Genomic DNA, 16428 nt, shown 5'->3' with positions numbered 1-16428 from the left:
TACGACATTTATCGAGTGCATCACTAGTGTGGTGTCTCAAAAATAGATAGAACTATTTTGACCGGTGTTGGTCGAATCAGCTTCCTTATAGGAGACTACGCTGATGGCCCACCCTGGACGCCCCGCCACGAAGCTGCAGATCACCGATGCCGAGCGCGCAGAGCTGCATGCGCGACTGCGCGTACGCAAAGCGCCCGAGGACGAGAAGCTGCGCATGCGAATCGTGCTGGGCTGCGCAGATGGGGAGTCGGGCACCATGATTGCCCAACGCTTGGGCACGACGGTGCAAACTGTCTCCAAGTGGCGGCGGCGCTACCGGGCGTATCGTCTGGCGGGTTTGACCGATGCCCCGCGCGCTGGCCGCCCGCGCAGTGTGGGCGACGAGCAGGTTCAGCTCATTGTGGACAAGGTTCGCCAGAGCAAGCCTGACAACGCCACGCACTGGAGCGTGCGCCAGATGAGTCGGCACGCTGGCGTATCGCCCGCGACGGTGCAGCGCATCTGGCATGCCTTTGGGCTGAAGCCGCACCTGCAAGAAACCTTCAAGCTATCGACGGATCCCCATTTCGTGGACAAGGTACGGGATGTGGTGGGGCTGTATATGGCACCACCCGATCGCGCCTTGGTGCTGTGCGTGGACGAGAAGAGCCAGATCCAGGCTCTGGATCGCACCCAACCAGGGTTACCACTGACGTTTGGCAAACCCAGCACGCGCACGCACGATTACAAGCGCCATGGCACAACGTCGCTGTTTGCAGCGCTGGATGTGGCCACTGGCAAAGTCATAGGACAGCTCAAGCGCCGTCACCGCAGTGTGGAATTCCTGCAGTTCCTCAAAGCCATCGATGCAGCGGTGCCTGGCGAACAAGACATCCACCTGATCATGGACAACTACGGCACGCACAAGACGCAGGCAGTGCGGGCCTGGCTAGCAGCCCATCCTCGCTACCACGTTCACTTCACGCCCACCTCAGCGTCCTGGCTCAATCTGGTCGAGCGTTTCTTTAGCCAGATCAGCGAGCAGTGGATCAAGCGCAGCGCCCACACCAGCGTTGCTCAGCTGGAGCAATCCATACGGGAATACATTGATCGTCACAACGAGGATCCCAAGCCGTTCGTGTGGCATAAAAGTGCGGACACCATCTTGGCATCTGTGGCGCGGGCAGCGAGTACCATTATTTGATGCTTACTTTTGAGACACCACACTAGGGCAACGCTGATTAAGGTCCACCATTGAGAGGGGTCAAACGTTATCCGCAGATGAAGCAGCAGACCCTGGCAATGGCCGCAGATCAAGACAACGGATTCGAGCATTCGCGCAAACCCACCCGACGCGAAGAGTTCTTGCGGACCATGCAGACAATAGTGCCATGGGCCGCTCTGTGTCAGGTGATAGAGCCGCACTACCCCAAGGCAGGCAACGGCCGCCCGCCCATTGGCCTAGAGCGCATGCTGCGCATCCACTTCCTGCAGCACTGGTTCAACCTGGCCGATCTGGCGTGCGAGGAGGCTCTGTATGACAGTGCCAGTCTGCGCCGCTTTGTGGGGATTGACCTGGGCCGCGAACGCGTGCCCGACGCCACCACGCTGCTGAAGTTTCGCAAACTGCTCCATGAGCACAAACTGGGCGAAGCCCTGTTTGCCAAGGTAGGCCAGCAATTGCAGGAGCGCGGCTTCAAGGTCAACACCGGCACCATCGTGGATGCCACCATCATCGCCGCGCCCAGTTCTACCAAGAACGCCGACAAGGCGCGCGACCCCGACATGCACCAGACCCGCAAAGGCCAGCAATGGTATTTCGGCATGAAGCTGCACATTGGGGTGGACAGCCAAAGCGGGCTGGCGCACAGCGCCGTGGTGACGGCGGCCAACGTGCACGACAAACACCCACTGCCCGATCTGCTGCATGGCAATGAGCGACGCGTGTACGGCGACTCGGCCTATGCCAGCCAGAAAACACTGATAGCGAGCAAAGCCCCCAGGGCCAAGGACTTCACCAACCAGCGCACCCGCCGTGCGGGCGAGGTGGACGAAGTTCAGCGGGCCAAGAACCGCAACAAGTCACGGGTGCGCGCTCGGGTCGAGCATGTCTTTGCGGTGGTAAAGCGCCTGTGGGGATTCACCAAGGTGCGCTATCGCGGGCTGCAAAAGAACGCCACGCGTGCGTTCACGGCCTTGGCGCTGGCCAACATCTACCTTGCCCGAGGGCGCCTGCAGGGACAGGTGCGCCCGTAAGGGTCCGAAAGGGGCTCAAAGGCTCCCGAAACAGGCCCTGTGGGGCAAAGCACAGTATCTTTGCGGGCCATTTGGCATTCAAATGGCTGTGCGATGGATATGACGTTACTTGTTCAGCATTGCCCTAGGTCAAATTCCAAGCAATGAAGAGATAGCTAGCTTTACCGGTGATGGGGCGTACGACACGCAGGATGTACATAAGGCGTGCTACCTGCGGGGAGCCATTCCAATCATCCCGCCGCGCAAAGGAGCGAAGCTGCGCAAAGGGCTGGCATTTGCTCACCGCAATGAAGCGGTCAAGGCGTGTAGGCAGTTGGGGCGGGCTATCTGGAAACGCTGGAGCAGCTACCACCGAAGGTCACTGGTGGAGACCAAGATGAATTGCTTCAAGCGCCTGGGCGAGAAGGTCATGGCCAGGACGTTTGAGCGCCAGGTGACCGAGCTGCACATCCGAGCTTCAATCCTCAATCAATTTACCGATCTGGGCACACCCCAGACGGTCGCTGCTGCGTAAATCTTTTTGGGATTGGGGATGCCTTGGCCTATGGCCGATTTATGCAACAAAGCCCTTTGATGGATAACAAGTTACCGATTGGTAATTTTTATACTCAAGATAGCGCCTGAGCCAAAGTATTCAGGAACGCAACGGCAACAGAAGCTGTAGCCAGGCAACCGCCACCGCGTCCGGCACACAGCCACACCGCTAGCGCCAGGCCAGGGCATACCGCAACTCAAGTGCCAATCGGTGCCTTGGCAGGCGCGTGGATGGCTGGCATGACAATGCCTGCGAGGCAGCACAGCCGTGCCCCGCAGTTGGGCGTCGACACCAGCGCCCCCATGTCGCTGTATTCGTTCGAGGCCAAGGCGGTTCAGGCCCAGTCGCGTACCGGCAACCAGCCCATCGTCACCTCAGCCGCAACGGCCAGGCTCAGCAGAGCCAGCTGACGAAATCTTGAATGACTCTGCCCGCTGGCCAGTGGCCCATCGGGCCCTCAACCTAACAAGAAGGAATTGCCTCAGACCGCTGCCGCGGTCACCGGCAAGCGGACACCGGTCGGGGCGGCGGCACCTGCAACCAGTTCCCCCAGCAGGTCTGCAGTCGCAGCGCTGAGGGTCCATCCCAGGTGTCCATGGCCAGTGTTGTAGAAGACGTTGGCCTGGCGGCCACGGCCTACCTTCGGCATCATGTCCGGCATCATCGGGCGCAAGCCAGCCCAAGGCACGACCTGCCGGGTGGACACGCCTGGGAAGCACTCCCGCACCCAGTCCACCAACGGCCGGATGCGATCAGCGCGGATGTCGCGGTTGACGCCATTGAACTCGGCGGTGCCTGCCACCCTGAAGCGGTCTTCACCCAAACGGCTGGTCACCAGCTTGGTCTCATCGTCCAGCAGGCTGACCGTGGGTGCGGCTCGGCGGCTGGCCTCGTCCAGCAAGTTCACGGTGATGGAATAGCCCTTGACGGGGTACACATTCACCCGGTCGCCCAGTTGGCTAGGGCGCGTTGAGAATCAACGGGAGTTGATAACCCCAGCTGCGAGATAGATCATCGCTGCGAAGCTGCTATCCGTCTTGTCGCTGCGCATTGCGATACGTTTGAACTCCTTGAGCTTGCAAAAGAAGTTCTCGATCAAGTGGCGCCATTTGTAGACCTCCAGGTCAATCTCCAGTGGCGCTCTCCTGCGGGGCATCTGTGAGATCACCACCTGCGCCCCGCGCTTACCCAACTCCTGAATCAGCCAATTCACATCGAAGGCCTTGTCGGCAAGCAAGGCATCAAAGCGCACATCGGCAATCAGCTCTCTGACCCCTTTGGTGTCGTGGCGCTGCCCTGGCATCAAGACGAACTTCACCAGATTGCCCAATGCATCTGTCAGCGCCAGTATCTTCGTGGTCATGCCGCCCCTCGAGTGGCCTATGGCCTGGCCCGAAGTCCCCCTTTTGCCCCCTGGCCGTGCCGATGCACTTTCACAATCGTGGCATCCACCATCGCATATTCCATGTCCGGCTGCTCGCTCACTGCATCGAACAGACGTTGGAACACATCGGCCTTAACCCAGTCTCTAAAGCGTTTGAACACCGTGTTCCACTTGCCGAACTCTGGCGGCAGGTCTCGCCAGGGGCTGCCTGTGCGGGCAATCCACAGCACTGCCTCAACGAAGCGGCGGTTGTCTGTGCCGCTGCGTCCAGGATCACTTGGCTTGCCAAGGCATTGAGGCTCCATCTTGGCCCATTGCTCGTCTGTCAGTACCCATCGAATGCTCATGCGCCTATTGCATCACAGCCCTCCGAGCCGTTGTGCTTGATTCTCAACAGCCCCTAGCAGAGCTGGGCAGTCAGCGGAAGGGGGGCAACCCTAGAGCCCCGCACATAGACGCCTGACCGAAGCATTTGGCAGCCAGGAACACCGGCGGCGCAGCGAGCATCCCAAAAAGCAGAAGCCATTCAGAAGCAGGACTTCAACATCCTCAACTGCCAGACCGCATCAGCCCGCGAGCCCGCAACGTACCCCCCGCATCCACCAGGAAACCTTCCCCCATCGCAGGGTAGGCCCCCGTCAGACCGGTCATGATCACCTGGTGTGTGACCCACACCTCCAGCGCGCCCGAAGGGAGCTGCCGTAGGCGCCTGCGCAGCATCTGGAGCTGCTGCGCTTGCTGGTCTTGTGTAGAAAAAGTGGAGTTCAGTGCGGGCCAGTCCTCATAACGGCCGAAGGCCAGCCGAGCCGTGTCTTGGCAACGGCACCACTGGCTGCTCAACACCGCCCGTGGCTGCAATCCGTGCTGACTGAACCAAGCACCGATGCCGATGGCCTCAGCCCGACCGGCTTCGGACAAATTGCGCTGTGAACTGCATTGACCCAGGATAAAACCCGGCGGATCGCCCACCCCGGGCTCGGTACTGGTGTGGCGAATCAGCACTACACCGCCCTCACGCGCCATCATGGCAAGAGACGGCGCCGATGGCGCACCAAAGGCGGCACGCCCCAGAACACACAACCCCGATCCGATCAGCCATGCGCGTCGATCCATTTTTCCTGCCTCCAGCGTTGGGGCCTCAAAACAACCTGGCATCGCCGATCCGCATCTGCCTGATTGAGCGCCCCGCTCAGGATTGGATATCAACCGACCATTTTTTGCCCTCAGGGGAGCCGCAAATCCATACCAAGCTTCCAGGAAAGGCCGAACGTGAAGGCCAACACACCCAAAAGCGCCAGCATGAAAATGGCGAAAAACTTGCTGCCCCTACGTATCAGGGCGCGCCTGTCCATCACCTTGTTGCCCTGGTCGTAATGCCACTTGATGGCAAAAAACATGCAGGCGCCGAAGATGAGAACCTTGAACGTCAGGAAGGCTACCGGGACCCAATCAATCATTTTGAGAAACTCCAATGGTTCGCACCAAATAACTTCATAAACAGCGAGCTCGCATCCATGCGACCTTGCGTCCTGCTCTGCCAGAGCGCGGGCACTGTGAAGTCGTCACCTTACCTGTGACACCTTGTTGCTGCCCAATAGCCACAGCGCAGCAAATAGCGTTCGTTAGCGGAATGCTTCCAACATCAAGTTCGGCTGGCGGACTGCACGGTCTGCCTGAATCGTCAAGACTCCTACAGTGCAAAACAGCCTTGCGGCTCAGTGAACCCGTAGCACCTCAAACTGCTGTTGGTGGGGAGAGACCTGTATCGAGACCTCATCACCCTCGCATTTACCCAGAATGGCCTTGCCCAAAGGTGCTTCGCTGCTGATGACCTGAACGAGGTGAGCCCCTCTCACCAACTTCATGCTGCCTCCTTCCGGGCCGAGAAAAAGCTGCAGCTGCTTATCGTTTGCATCAACCAAGCAAACCAGCGCACCGATTTGTATGCCTTGATTGGCGTCATAGGGGCGCGGATGGAACTGACGCCAATGGGCCATCGCATGGCGGATGGCTTCTGCGCGCCGAGCTTGGCCGGTCGCAAGGTAAGCGGCTTCGAGTCCCAACGTGTCATATTTGTTCTCGGCGATGTTTTCTTCGTGGGTAGCCGCCTCATGGGCCACTCGCACTGCCTCTTCAACTTCCAGTAGGTCCTCGGCTAGTCGCTCCAGCACTTGCTGCCGCAGCAAGAATTTATCCATGATGAAAGATAGGCATCCCAAAAAAGCGAAGGCAACTCGTAATTATGAAGGGCTCCGCCCGCCGTCGATACTTGGGTTGGCAGACTGGGATGGAAACGCTTCTGTTATCCCAAGGGCTGAACATTAACTTCGGGCGACTGCTTCAATGAGGCAAGCTCAAGGCTTCGAATGGAGTGCAGCACCATCAATGCCGCGCCCTGCGCCAGCGATATCTCATCGAGATTGAGACAGGGATGAAGGCGCGAGTACTAGGAACTGGCTTTTTTAACAGAGATCCTGCTGTTACCCGAGTGAGCCACTCGCGGTGCCAGTCGGGCGCACAACAGCCACATCGCAAGTTAGGCGCAAAACTTGCATGGTCTTGCAAATGCCGACCTATCACGCCCACCTGAGACTTATCCGGCACCCGTCCAACGTGGTGTCCCGATACCCATGAGCTGGCGCGCCTGCTTGGAGCTGCACTACAGCTTGGAATCAGCGCGTACCGTTGCCCGCTATCGCCATGACGGGCCGCTGCGCGTGCTGCGGAGCCTCTACCCCGAGGGCGACACCGTTTGCCACAACGTACTGGTCCATCCGCCGGGCGGTCTGGTGGGGGGCGACACGGTGGAGACCCAGGTGTCGGTGGCGCCCGGCGCGCACGGTCTCGTCACCACACCCGGCGCCACCCGTTTCTACCGCTCGTTGGGCGAGCCGGCCCGTCAGCGCGTGCACGCCCGGCTGGAGGCTGACGCACGGCTAGAGTGGCTGCCGCTGGAGGCCCTGGCCTATAACCAATGCCAGGCTGAAAACCGTGCCGTGTTTGATCTTGCCCCCGGTGCCGAACTGCTGGGCTGGGATATCACCGCGCTGGGCCTGCCCGCGGCAGACCAGCCTTTTGCGGAGGGCTGCTTCACGCAGCATCTCGAGGTGCCGGGCGTCTGGCTGGAGCAGGGCCGCATCGCAGCCGACGACCTTCGGCTGCTCAATAGCCCGCTGGGCCTGGCCGGCCAGCGCTGCCTGGCCACGCTTTTTTTCATGGCAGGCACGCCCATCGAGCGTCAGCGCCGCGACGTCGCGCTCGACGCTGTGCGCCGGGTGATCGACGCGCATCCCTTGCGGCTCAGCGCCGGCGCTACCAGCCCGCATCCACAGGTGCTGGTGCTGCGGGTACTGGCTCCGCTGGTTGAACCGGTACTGGAACTGTTGCGCCCGGCCCGTGCAGCGTGGCGCCAGGCACTGTGGCAGATGGACGCTGTGGCACCTCGGGTCTGGGCGACCTGAGCTTGTTGCGGCACGATGCGACCGATGGAGCTCTGGAATCCCCGGCTCAGGCGTCCTGCAGCAGGCTGCTCGCGATCGCCGCTGCCGCCGTGCGCGTTTCCACCCCCAGCTTCTCGAAGATGTGCTCCAGGTGTTTGTTCACCGTGCGCGGGCTCATGCCGAGGATGTCGGCAATGTCGCGATTGGTCTTGCCCTTGGCGAGCCAGGACAGCACCTCGGTCTCACGTGGTGTGAGGACTGCGCCAACCAGGCGTTTGTGTGCCGCATTCACTGCGGGACCGCCCTGGCGCAACAGGATCATGGTCTCGCCCGGGCCGGTCTGCCCTAGGTATTGGGCCTGCAACTGGCTGCCGTTGGGCAGCGGGGTTAACGTCTCACCCTGCGTGATGGCAGCCTGCAACCAGCCCTTTAGCGGCGTCGCGTCGTCCTGCGGGCCCAGCGCTTCTTCCAGCCAGTGCATGGCCTGCGGCGAACGCCAGGCGATGCGACCCTGGCTGTCGAGCAACACTACACCAAGTCCGGCCACATCCACTGCCTCGCGCGCCAGCCGGCTGACATGCGCATTGCGCAGGTGGGTGGCCAAGCGTGCCAGCACCTCGGGAATCTTCAGCGGCTTGACCACATAGTCCACTCCGCCGCTGGCAAACCCTTCAACGATTTGTTCAGTCTCGGCCAAGCCAGTCATGAAGATCACTGGCACGTGGGCCCAGGAGGGTTCGGACTTGAGGCGGCGGCACAGAGCAAAACCGTTCTCGCCCGGCATGATGGCGTCGAGCAGCACGGCGTCGGGGACGGCCATTTCGAAGCGCTCCAGCGCCTCGATGGCGTCGCGCGCCACCAGCACGGTGTAGCCGTCGATTGCCAGCGCATCGCAAAGCATGCGCAGGGTGTCGGGCGCGTCGTCCACCACCAGCACGACGCTGGAGACTGCAGGCGGCATGACGGGTTCAGCTTTCATCTTCGGTATCTTTCAGGCGTTCGATCAGGGCAGAGAAGTCAAAACGGTCCACGTGCACCGTCAGGCTTTGCAGCACTTCCGCAATCGCCGGCTCCTGCTCGGCACTGCTGCGCAGCAGGCCACGCAAGCCACTGGCATTGCCCATGCGAGCCAGGCCGATCAGACGGTGGCGCAGTTCATCTGGCAGTGGCAACTTGTCTTCCGACTCCCGCTTCACCGATGGGACTTCAGGGGTGTGCGGCAGGTTGTGCTCGTGCACCCACTCCAGCTGCAGGACCCGCGCCAGCAGGTCCAGCAGCTCGGATTCGATCACTGGCTTGCTCACGAAACCCTGGCAGCCAACGGCTTCCAGCAGCTCGGGTCGGTTCTCGAACGGGTCGGCCGAGACGAAGATGATCGGCAAGTCGGGCTCGACATTGCTGCGGATGAGTTGCGCGGTCTGCCAGCCGTTGAGGTCGTCCATGTTGATGTCGAGCAGTACCGCATCGGGCCGGTGCTGCTGCAAGATCTCCAGGCATTCGCGGCCGCTGGCTGCCTCGCGCATGATGAAGCCCAGCGGCAGCAGCAGGCTGGCCAGCAGCTGCCGCTGGATGGGCTGGTCGTCCACCACGAGCAAGGTGCGGCGAGGGTCGAGGTAGCCGACGATGGGACGCAGGTGGCGCAGGGTGCGCGCGACCGGGGCCTTGATCTCGCGCAAATACAGGCGCACGCTGAAGGTGCTGCCCTTGCCCACGGCGCTGCGCAGTGTGAGCTCACCGCCCATGAGGCTGGTGAGCAGACTGGTGATGGTCAGGCCCAGGCCGGTTCCCGCTTCGCTGGCACGCCGTCCGGCGCTGCCGCGCTCGAAGGGCTGGAAGATGCGCTCCTGGTCTTGCGGGGCGATGCCGATGCCAGTGTCTTCCACCTCGAAGCGCACCACTTCGTGTCGGCAGTCCACGCGCAGCACGACAGCACCCCGGTTGGTGAAGCGCACAGCGTTGCCCAGCAGGTTGATGAGGATCTGGCGCAGGCGCTTGGCGTCGGCCTGCACCCAAGCGGGTACGCGGCCCTGGGTTTCGAGGCGGAACGCGAGGCCCTTGCCCTCGGCCTGGGGCTGCACCATGCGCGCCAGTTCGGAGAGGAATTCCTGGAAGGGCAGCGGCGCTGGGTCCAGCCTCAGGCGGCCTGCCTCGATGCGAGCCAGGTCCAGCAGGCCGTCGATCAGTGCGTGCATGTGCTGGCCGCTTTGCTGGATGGTCGTGACGGCCTCGCGCGCGCTGCCCTGAAGCTCGCCGCTGCGCAGCAGGATTTGCGAATAGCCCAGGATGCTGTTGAGGGGCGTGCGCAGCTCGTGCGTCATACCTGCCACATAACGTGTCTTGGCTTGGCTGGCGTTCTCAGCCACCTCCTTGGCGCTTTGCAGCGCGGCGTCGGTGCGCTGGTGGGCGTCGATTTCCTTTTGCAGCAACTGGGTCTGTCGCTCAGATTCGTCGTGCGCCATGCGCCGGCTTTCGTTGGCCAGCACCAGCCACCAGGCCCACACTGCGGCCAGCAGAGCAAGCAGCGAAAACACCTTGACGAAGGGTCCGCGCAACGCGTCGGGCGGCGCGGTCAGGCTCTCCTGCATGTAGACCACACCCAGCACAAAGGCCATGACGGCGCAAAGGGAGAGGAAGACCGTGAAGTACTGGCCGACGCGGAAGTTGAAGCGGTTGTTCAGGCTGGGTGGCAGGATGGCTGCGAGCGCGGCGCGCACCTGGTCAGCCGCGCGCGCCTGGGTCTTGCAGCGATCATGGCAGCGTGATTCGAGCGAACAGCACAGCGAGCAGATCGGCGCACCGTAGGCCGGGCAGGCAGCCATGTCGGTGCTCTCGAACGGGTTTTCGCAGACGCTGCAGCGCACGAGTTCACCGACCTGCCAGGGCGAAGGATCGCGGCGCGCAAGGTAGTAGCGCCCCCGGGTGGCCCAGGCCAGCAGCGGCGCCGTGACCATGGCGGTGAAGAGCGCGATGAAGGGCGCGAAGGCGGCAGCGTATTCGCCCAGCCAGCCGAAGTGGGCCACGACCGAGAGCACCACGGCCAGTCCCATCGCACCCAGGCCCACAGGGTTGATGTCGTAGAGGTAAGCGCGGCGGAACTCCACGCCCTTGGGACTCAGACCCAGCGGCTTGCTGATGACCAGGTCCGCGACCAGCGCGCCCACCCAGGCGATGGCCACGTTGGCGTACAGGCCCAGCACGCGCTCGAGCGCGCCGAAGACGCCCAGCGTCATGAGCAGCATGGCGATGATGACGTTGAACACCAGCCAGACCACGCGGCCCGGGTGGCTGCGCGTGAGCCGCGCGAAGAAGTTGCTCCATGCCAGTGAGCCGGCATAGGCGTTGGTGACGTTGATCTTGACCTGCGAGATCACCACGAACAACACCGTGAGCAGCAGCGCAGCTGTGGGGTCGCTCAGTGAGCGCAGGTAGCCCACCAGGTACATCTGCGTGGGCTCGGCAGCGTGCAGCGGCGATGTGCCGTACTGCAGCGCGACGAAGGCCAGAAAGGCCCCGCCCAGCATCTTGAGCATGCCCGGCAAGATCCAGCCCGGGCCCGCCACGAGCACTGCGCCCCACCAGCGCCAGCGGTTGGCCGAGGTGCGTGCAGGCATGAAGCGCAGGTAGTCCACCTGCTCGCCGATCTGCAGCACGAGCGCGAAGGTCACCGCGGCGGCAGCGCCGAACATCAGCGGCTCGAAGTCGTTGCTGCCCGAGGTCAGTCCGGACAGGCCGGTGAACTGCACGTAGAAATCGGGCTGGGCCAGCGCAAACCATGCGAAGGGCCACAGCAGCAGCACCACCCACAGCGGCTGGGTCCAGGCCTGCAGACGGGAGATGAAGGTGATGCCGTGCAGCACCATGGGGATGATGACCAGCGAGGACAGTACATAGCACCACACCAGCGGCCAGTCCAGCACCAGCTGCAGCGCCAGCGCCATGATGGCCGCCTCCAGGGCGAAGAAGATGAAGGTGAAGCTGGCGTAGATGAGCGAGGTGACGGTAGAGCCCAGGTAGCCGAAGCCAGCGCCGCGCGTGAGCAGATCCATGTCCAGCCCATAGCGTGCCGCATAGACGGCAATGGGCAGACCCGTGAGGAAGGTGACCAGGCCCATGACCAATATGGCCCAGAGCGCGTTGGAAAAGCCGTAGTTCAGCGCGATGGCGCCGCCGATGGCCTCCAGCGCCAGAAAGGACACGCCGCCCAAGGCTGTGTTGGCCACGCGCAGCTCACTCCATTTGCGTGCACTCTGGGGCGTGTAGCGCAGCGCGTAGTCCTCCAACGTCTCGTTGGCTACCCAGGAGTTGTAGTCGCGGCGGATGCGAAAGATCTTTTGTGGTGCGTGGTTCATGCCTGCGCTTTTTTGGTGCATGCACTGTCAATACCAGTGCACACGCAAGAACCGTACTCAGCGATGCGCGCAGCCCGCGTACGTCAATTGACGTATGGGCCGTGGAGAGGGTTGTCCCTAATCTCAAGGCCGTGGTGACGCCGTGTCGCCCAGCACCTCCCGCAGGTGTTCTTGGTTCCCAACTCTTCTCTTCAGGAGTGCCCCATGAAAGACCAGACCGATCCGTCCCTGCTCCACCCGTCTGCTGCCGCCGACCTGCAGCGCCGCCGCCTTCTGCAGGCCATGGGCGCCATGTCCGTGGTCGGTCTGCCCGGCATAGCCATGGCCCAGCAGTTTCCCACCGCCAAGGTCAACACGACCAAGCTTGCCGTGACCGACACCGAGGTGGTGGTAGGCCAGTTGCACTCGTCTTCCGGCACCATGGCCATCTCTGAAACCGGTTCCATCCAGGCCGAGCAGCTGGCCATTGACCAAATTAACGCCATGGGCGGCATCCTGGGCCGCAAGATCCGCGTCATCAAGGAAGACGGCGCCTCCGACTGGCCAACCTTCGCAGAAAAGTCGAAGAAGCTGCTGGTCAACGACCATGTGGCCGCGGTCTTCGGTTGCTGGACCAGCGCCTCGCGCAAGGCCGTACTGCCGATCTTCGAGAAGGAAAACGGCCTGCTCTACTACCCCACCTTCTACGAAGGCCTGGAGCAGTCCAAGAACGTGATCTACACCGGTCAGGAAGCCACGCAGCAGATCATCTACGGCCTGGACTGGGGCGCGAAGGAGAAGAAGGCCAAGACCTTCTTCCTGGTCGGCTCGGACTACATCTGGCCGCGTACCTCGATGAAGATCGCGCGCAAGCACATCGAGAGCGTGGCCAAACTGGGCAAGGTGGTTGGCGAGGAGTACTACCCGCTGGGCAACACCAACTTCAACTCACTGATCAACAAGATCAAGGTGGCCAAGCCGGACTGCATCTTTGCCGCCGTGGTGGGCGGCTCCAACGTGGCCTTCTACAAGCAGCTCAAGGCCGCCGGCATCACCGGCGACAAGCAGTTCCTGCTGACGCTGTCGGTCACCGAAGACGAGATGACGGGCGTGGGCGGCGAAAACTTTGCCGGCTTCTACAGCTCGATGAAGTACTTCCAGACCCTGGACAACGAAAACAACAAGAAGTTCGTCGAAGCCTTCAAGGCCAAGTACGGCAAGGACGCCGTCATCGGCGACGTCACGCAGGCGGGCTACCTGGGGCCCTGGCTGTGGAAAGCCGCCGTCGAGAAGGCGGGCAGTTTCGACGTTGACAAGGTGGTGGCCGCCTCGCCAGGCATCGAGCTCAAAACCGCACCCGAAGGCTATGTCAAGGTGCACCAGAACCACCACCTGTGGAGCAAGTCGCGCATCGCCATGGGTAACAAGGACGGCACCTTCAAGGTGGTGGCCGAGTCGCCCAACCTGATCGAGCCCGATCCGTTCCCGAAGGGCTATCAGTAAGCAGGAATCCCCGCGAGGGGGTGCCGGTGGCGGCCATGGTTGCAGCAACGGATGGCCGCCACCCTTGTTCTCAGACAGACAGGTGACGCCATGGAATTTTCGGAAATGCTCAACATCGCCCTCATGCAGGGCTTCGCAGGACTCAGTCTGTTCTCGGTGCTGCTGCTCATGGGCCTGGGCCTGGCCATCATCTTCGGCCAGATGGGCGTGATCAACATGGCCCACGGCGAGTTCATGACCATCGGCGCCTACACGGTCTTTCTCTTTTCCACGCTGACAGAGAAGTTCGCACCCGGCTTTATGCCCTACTACTTCCCGCTGTCCATCGGTGTGGCCTTCATCTTGGCCTTCATCGTCGGCTGGCTGGTGGAGTGGGGCCTGATCCGCTTTCTCTACAAGCGCCCGCTGGACACGCTACTGGCCACCTGGGGCCTGAGCCTGGCCATCCAGCAGGTGTTCCGTTCAGCCATCGGTCCCAAGGAAGTCAGCCCTGCGCTGCCCGAATGGCTGATGGGCTCTTGGGCTCCGGCCCCGGGGTTGGACATTCCGATCAACGGCCTGTTTGTGCTGGGCCTGACGCTGCTGGTCACCTGCGGCGTTCTACTTGCCCTTTACAAGAGCCGCTGGGGCCTGCGGGTGCGCGCCACGGTGAGCAACCGCACCATGGCCAACGCCATCGGCATCAACACCAGCAAGACCGACCGCCTGACCTTCGCCATCGGTTGCGGCATCGCTGGTGTGGCGGGGGCAGCCTTCACCACCATCGGCTCTACGGGGCCGACCAGCGGCTCGCTCTACATCGTCGATTCCTTCCTGGTGGTGACTTTTGGTGGTGCCGCCAGCCTGCTGGGCACCGTGGTATCCGCCTTCGGCATCGCGCAGACGCAGTCCATCAGCGAGTTCTTCATCAGTGGCTCCATGGCCAAGGTGCTCACGCTGTCGCTGATCGTCGTGATTCTGATGATCCGCCCGCAGGGCCTGTTCGCCAGCAAGGTGCGCCGCTGATCCTGCCCTCAATTCTGGAGTCCTACCATGAACAAGTTCACCGCATGGATCAACAGCAAGGGGCTGAGCAGCGTGCTCGTCCTGGCCGTCGTGCTGCTGGTCCTCTTCCCGCTCGCCTTCGACATCTTCCGTCTCAACCTGGTGGGCAAGTACCTGACCTACGCCTTCGTGGCGCTGGGCCTGGTCATGCTCTGGGGCTATGGCGGCGTGCTGAGCCTGGGCCAGGGGGTCTTCTTCGGCTTGGGCGGCTACGCCATGGCCATGTTCCTCAAGCTGGAGGCCTCCGACCCCGAGAGCACCAAGATCCAGTCCACGCCCGGCATCCCAGACTTCATGGACTGGAACCAGCTCACAGAGCTGCCCCTGTGGTGGCAGCCCTTCGAGCACCTGCCTTTCGCGCTGATTGCCGTCGTCGCCATTCCCACGCTGCTGGCTTTCATCATCGGCTACGCCATGTTCAAGCGACGCGTGGGCGGTGTGTACTTCGCCATCATCACCCAGGCGGTGGCGCTGATCCTCACGGTGCTCATCATCGGCCAGCAGGGCTACACGGGCGGCGTCAACGGTATGACCGACCTCAAGACGCTGCTGGGCTGGGACATCCGCACCGACAGCGCCAAGTACATCCTCTACTACGTCTGCGCCCTGCTGCTGCTGGGCAGCATCGCACTGTGCCTTTGGGTGCAGAAGAGCAAGCTGGGCACCCTGCTGCTGGCCATGCGCGACAAGGAAGACCGGGTGCGCTTCTCGGGCTACGACGTGGCCATGTTCAAGGTCTTCGTGTTCTGCCTGGCGGCCGCGCTGTCCGGTATCGGAGGGGCACTGTTCACGCTACAGGTGGGCTTCATGTCGCCGTCTTTCGTGGGCATCGTTCCCTCGATCGAGATGGTGATCTACGCCGCCGTGGGCGGGCGCATGAGCCTGGTGGGCGCGGTCTACGGCGCACTGCTGGTGAACTTCGGCAAGACCTACTTCTCCGAGAGCTTCCCCGACCTCTGGCTGTTCCTGATGGCCGGGCTGTTCATCGGCGTGACCATGGCCTTCCCCGACGGGCTGGCTGGCGTGTGGGAGAAGAAAGTCAAACCCTGGTGGTCGCGCAAGCAGGCCGAACGCCTGGCCATCCGCGCGGCCGTAGCGCGCGATGCTGCCACGCCGGCGCCCCCCACTGACGACATCAACGCGCCGAGTACTGTGCATCCGCTGCATGCCACCCCCACGGGCCAAAACGCCTGAAACCCCAGGAGTCCATCATGAGCAACACCGACTTCGCCGTGGCCATTGAAGACCTGACGGTCTCTTTCGACGGCTTCAAGGCCATCGACAGCCTGACCCTCTATATCGACAAGAACGAGCTGCGCGTGATCATTGGCCCCAACGGCGCGGGCAAGACCACGCTGCTGGATCTGATCTGTGGCAAGACCAAGGCCAGCAGCGGCAGCATCAAATTCAGGAACGAGGAACTCACCGGGCTGGACGAGCACATCCGCGTGCGCCGCGGCATCGGCCGCAAGTTCCAGACCCCCTCGATCTACGAAAACCTCTCCGTCTTCCAGAACCTTGAGGTGTCTTACCCCGCCGGTCGCTCGGTCTTCGGCGCCCTCGGCTTCAAACGCACCGACGAGGTGAAGGCGCGCGTGCAGGTAGTTGCCGAGGAGATCGGCCTGGCCGACGCCTTGGAGATGGAATCCGGCCTGCTCTCGCATGGTCAGAAGCAGTGGCTGGAGATCGGAATGCTGCTGATGCAGGAGCCCGAGCTACTGATGCTCGACGAGCCCATTGCCGGGATGAGCGCCCGCGAGCGCGAGCTGACAGCCGAGCTGCTCAAGCGCATCTGCAAAGGCCGCTCGGTGATCGTGATCGAGCACGACATGGAGTTCGTCAAGCAGATCGCGCACAAGGTCACTGTGATGCACCAGGGAAAGATCCTCGCCGAGGGCTCCATGGAAGCCGTACAGGCCGACCCCAAAGTGATCGACGTCTACCTGGGCCACTGATTTC

Annotated in this window: 13 protein-coding genes and 3 pseudogenes; 9 read left to right on the top strand and 7 right to left on the bottom strand. The window is 62.3% G+C overall.

Annotated elements, in window-relative coordinates; translation table 11 throughout:
• Positions 1-103 precede the first annotated feature (103 nt).
• The 4 genes and pseudogenes from BDD18_RS12395 to BDD18_RS22110 all read left to right on the top strand — a co-directional run bounded on the left by BDD18_RS12395 (position 104) and on the right by BDD18_RS22110 (position 3180).
• Positions 104-1183, top strand: a complete 1080-nt coding sequence (locus BDD18_RS12395) for an IS630 family transposase (protein ID WP_005801445.1) — start codon at positions 104-106, stop codon at positions 1181-1183.
• A 77-nt stretch (positions 1184-1260) separates the two neighbouring features.
• Complete coding sequence (locus tag BDD18_RS12390; protein ID WP_142081348.1) at positions 1261-2235, top strand: IS5 family transposase; 975 nt, start codon at positions 1261-1263, stop codon at positions 2233-2235.
• 124 nt (positions 2236-2359) lie between these two features.
• Positions 2360-2749 (top strand): annotated as a pseudogene (locus tag BDD18_RS12385) (IS5-like element ISAav2 family transposase); the annotation flags it as partial.
• Between the two features lie 260 nt (positions 2750-3009).
• Entirely contained in the window at positions 3010-3180 is a 171-nt protein-coding gene (locus BDD18_RS22110; protein ID WP_170207405.1) for a hypothetical protein, read from the top strand.
• A 71-nt stretch (positions 3181-3251) separates the two neighbouring features.
• Here the strand turns inward: BDD18_RS22110 and BDD18_RS12380 are convergent.
• The 5 genes and pseudogenes from BDD18_RS12380 to BDD18_RS12360 form a co-directional block, all read right to left on the bottom strand.
• Positions 3252-3731, bottom strand: a pseudogene (locus BDD18_RS12380) (FAD-dependent oxidoreductase); the annotation flags it as partial.
• A gap of 15 nt (positions 3732-3746) precedes the next feature.
• A pseudogene (locus BDD18_RS12375) lies at positions 3747-4459 on the bottom strand (IS5 family transposase).
• Positions 4460-4703: 244 nt separating this feature from the next.
• Entirely contained in the window at positions 4704-5267 is a 564-nt protein-coding gene (locus BDD18_RS12370) for a histidine phosphatase family protein (RefSeq protein WP_244939078.1), read from the bottom strand.
• Between the two features lie 110 nt (positions 5268-5377).
• Positions 5378-5611 (bottom strand): hypothetical protein, encoded by a 234-nt coding sequence (locus tag BDD18_RS22510; RefSeq protein ID WP_142083488.1) that lies wholly within the window; start codon positions 5609-5611, stop codon positions 5378-5380.
• 258 nt (positions 5612-5869) lie between these two features.
• Complete coding sequence (locus BDD18_RS12360; RefSeq protein ID WP_142083486.1) at positions 5870-6352, bottom strand: GreA/GreB family elongation factor; 483 nt, start codon at positions 6350-6352, stop codon at positions 5870-5872.
• Positions 6353-6784: 432 nt separating this feature from the next.
• Between BDD18_RS12360 and BDD18_RS12355 the strand changes: the two genes are divergently transcribed.
• Complete coding sequence (locus tag BDD18_RS12355) at positions 6785-7615, top strand: urease accessory protein UreD (protein WP_142083484.1); 831 nt, start codon at positions 6785-6787, stop codon at positions 7613-7615.
• Between the two features lie 46 nt (positions 7616-7661).
• Here BDD18_RS12355 and BDD18_RS12350 read toward each other — a convergent pair whose 3' ends face one another.
• Positions 7662-8573 (bottom strand): response regulator transcription factor, encoded by a 912-nt coding sequence (locus BDD18_RS12350; RefSeq protein WP_066698448.1) that lies wholly within the window; start codon positions 8571-8573, stop codon positions 7662-7664.
• Positions 8563-11943, bottom strand: coding sequence for a hybrid sensor histidine kinase/response regulator (locus BDD18_RS12345; RefSeq protein ID WP_142083482.1), 3381 nt, complete (start codon positions 11941-11943; stop codon positions 8563-8565). The genes BDD18_RS12350 and BDD18_RS12345 overlap by 11 nt, the downstream gene beginning before the upstream one ends.
• 204 nt (positions 11944-12147) lie before the next feature.
• Between BDD18_RS12345 and urtA the strand changes: the two genes are divergently transcribed.
• The 4 genes from urtA (at position 12148) to urtD (ending at position 16424) form a co-directional block, all read left to right on the top strand.
• Positions 12148-13425 (top strand): urea ABC transporter substrate-binding protein, encoded by a 1278-nt coding sequence (gene urtA, locus BDD18_RS12340; RefSeq protein WP_066698459.1) that lies wholly within the window; start codon positions 12148-12150, stop codon positions 13423-13425.
• 90 nt (positions 13426-13515) lie between these two features.
• Positions 13516-14430 carry an urea ABC transporter permease subunit UrtB gene (gene urtB, locus BDD18_RS12335; RefSeq protein ID WP_142083481.1) on the top strand — a complete coding sequence of 305 codons (915 nt, stop codon included), beginning with the start codon at positions 13516-13518 and terminating at the stop codon, positions 14428-14430.
• Positions 14431-14457: 27 nt separating this feature from the next.
• Positions 14458-15663, top strand: coding sequence for an urea ABC transporter permease subunit UrtC (urtC, locus tag BDD18_RS12330; RefSeq protein WP_142083479.1), 1206 nt, complete (start codon positions 14458-14460; stop codon positions 15661-15663).
• Positions 15664-15680: 17 nt separating this feature from the next.
• Positions 15681-16424 carry an urea ABC transporter ATP-binding protein UrtD gene (urtD, locus tag BDD18_RS12325; RefSeq protein WP_044397001.1) on the top strand — a complete coding sequence of 248 codons (744 nt, stop codon included), beginning with the start codon at positions 15681-15683 and terminating at the stop codon, positions 16422-16424.
• Positions 16425-16428 lie beyond the last annotated feature (4 nt).

This window comes from Acidovorax temperans, assembly GCF_006716905.1.
In the GTDB taxonomy this organism is placed as follows: domain Bacteria; phylum Pseudomonadota; class Gammaproteobacteria; order Burkholderiales; family Burkholderiaceae_C; genus Acidovorax; species Acidovorax temperans.
The sequence above is the reverse complement of the archived record's forward strand: the minus strand, read 5'-3'. Positions and strand labels throughout refer to the sequence as shown.

Excerpts from the sequence above, each read along its gene's own strand:
- BDD18_RS12395 (WP_005801445.1), top strand. The coding sequence starts at position 104 with ATGGCCCACCCTGGACGCCCCGCCACGAAGCTGCAGATCACCGATGCC.
- BDD18_RS12390 (WP_142081348.1), top strand. The coding sequence starts at position 1,261 with ATGAAGCAGCAGACCCTGGCAATGGCCGCAGATCAAGACAACGGATTC.
- BDD18_RS22110 (WP_170207405.1), top strand. The coding sequence starts at position 3,010 with ATGACAATGCCTGCGAGGCAGCACAGCCGTGCCCCGCAGTTGGGCGTC.
- BDD18_RS12370 (WP_244939078.1), bottom strand. The coding sequence starts at position 5,267 with ATGGATCGACGCGCATGGCTGATCGGATCGGGGTTGTGTGTTCTGGGG.
- BDD18_RS22510 (WP_142083488.1), bottom strand. The coding sequence starts at position 5,611 with ATGATTGATTGGGTCCCGGTAGCCTTCCTGACGTTCAAGGTTCTCATC.
- BDD18_RS12360 (WP_142083486.1), bottom strand. The coding sequence starts at position 6,352 with ATGGATAAATTCTTGCTGCGGCAGCAAGTGCTGGAGCGACTAGCCGAG.
- BDD18_RS12355 (WP_142083484.1), top strand. The coding sequence starts at position 6,785 with ATGAGCTGGCGCGCCTGCTTGGAGCTGCACTACAGCTTGGAATCAGCG.
- BDD18_RS12350 (WP_066698448.1), bottom strand. The coding sequence starts at position 8,573 with ATGAAAGCTGAACCCGTCATGCCGCCTGCAGTCTCCAGCGTCGTGCTG.
- BDD18_RS12345 (WP_142083482.1), bottom strand. The coding sequence starts at position 11,943 with ATGAACCACGCACCACAAAAGATCTTTCGCATCCGCCGCGACTACAAC.
- urtA (WP_066698459.1), top strand. The coding sequence starts at position 12,148 with ATGAAAGACCAGACCGATCCGTCCCTGCTCCACCCGTCTGCTGCCGCC.
- urtB (WP_142083481.1), top strand. The coding sequence starts at position 13,516 with ATGGAATTTTCGGAAATGCTCAACATCGCCCTCATGCAGGGCTTCGCA.
- urtC (WP_142083479.1), top strand. The coding sequence starts at position 14,458 with ATGAACAAGTTCACCGCATGGATCAACAGCAAGGGGCTGAGCAGCGTG.
- urtD (WP_044397001.1), top strand. The coding sequence starts at position 15,681 with ATGAGCAACACCGACTTCGCCGTGGCCATTGAAGACCTGACGGTCTCT.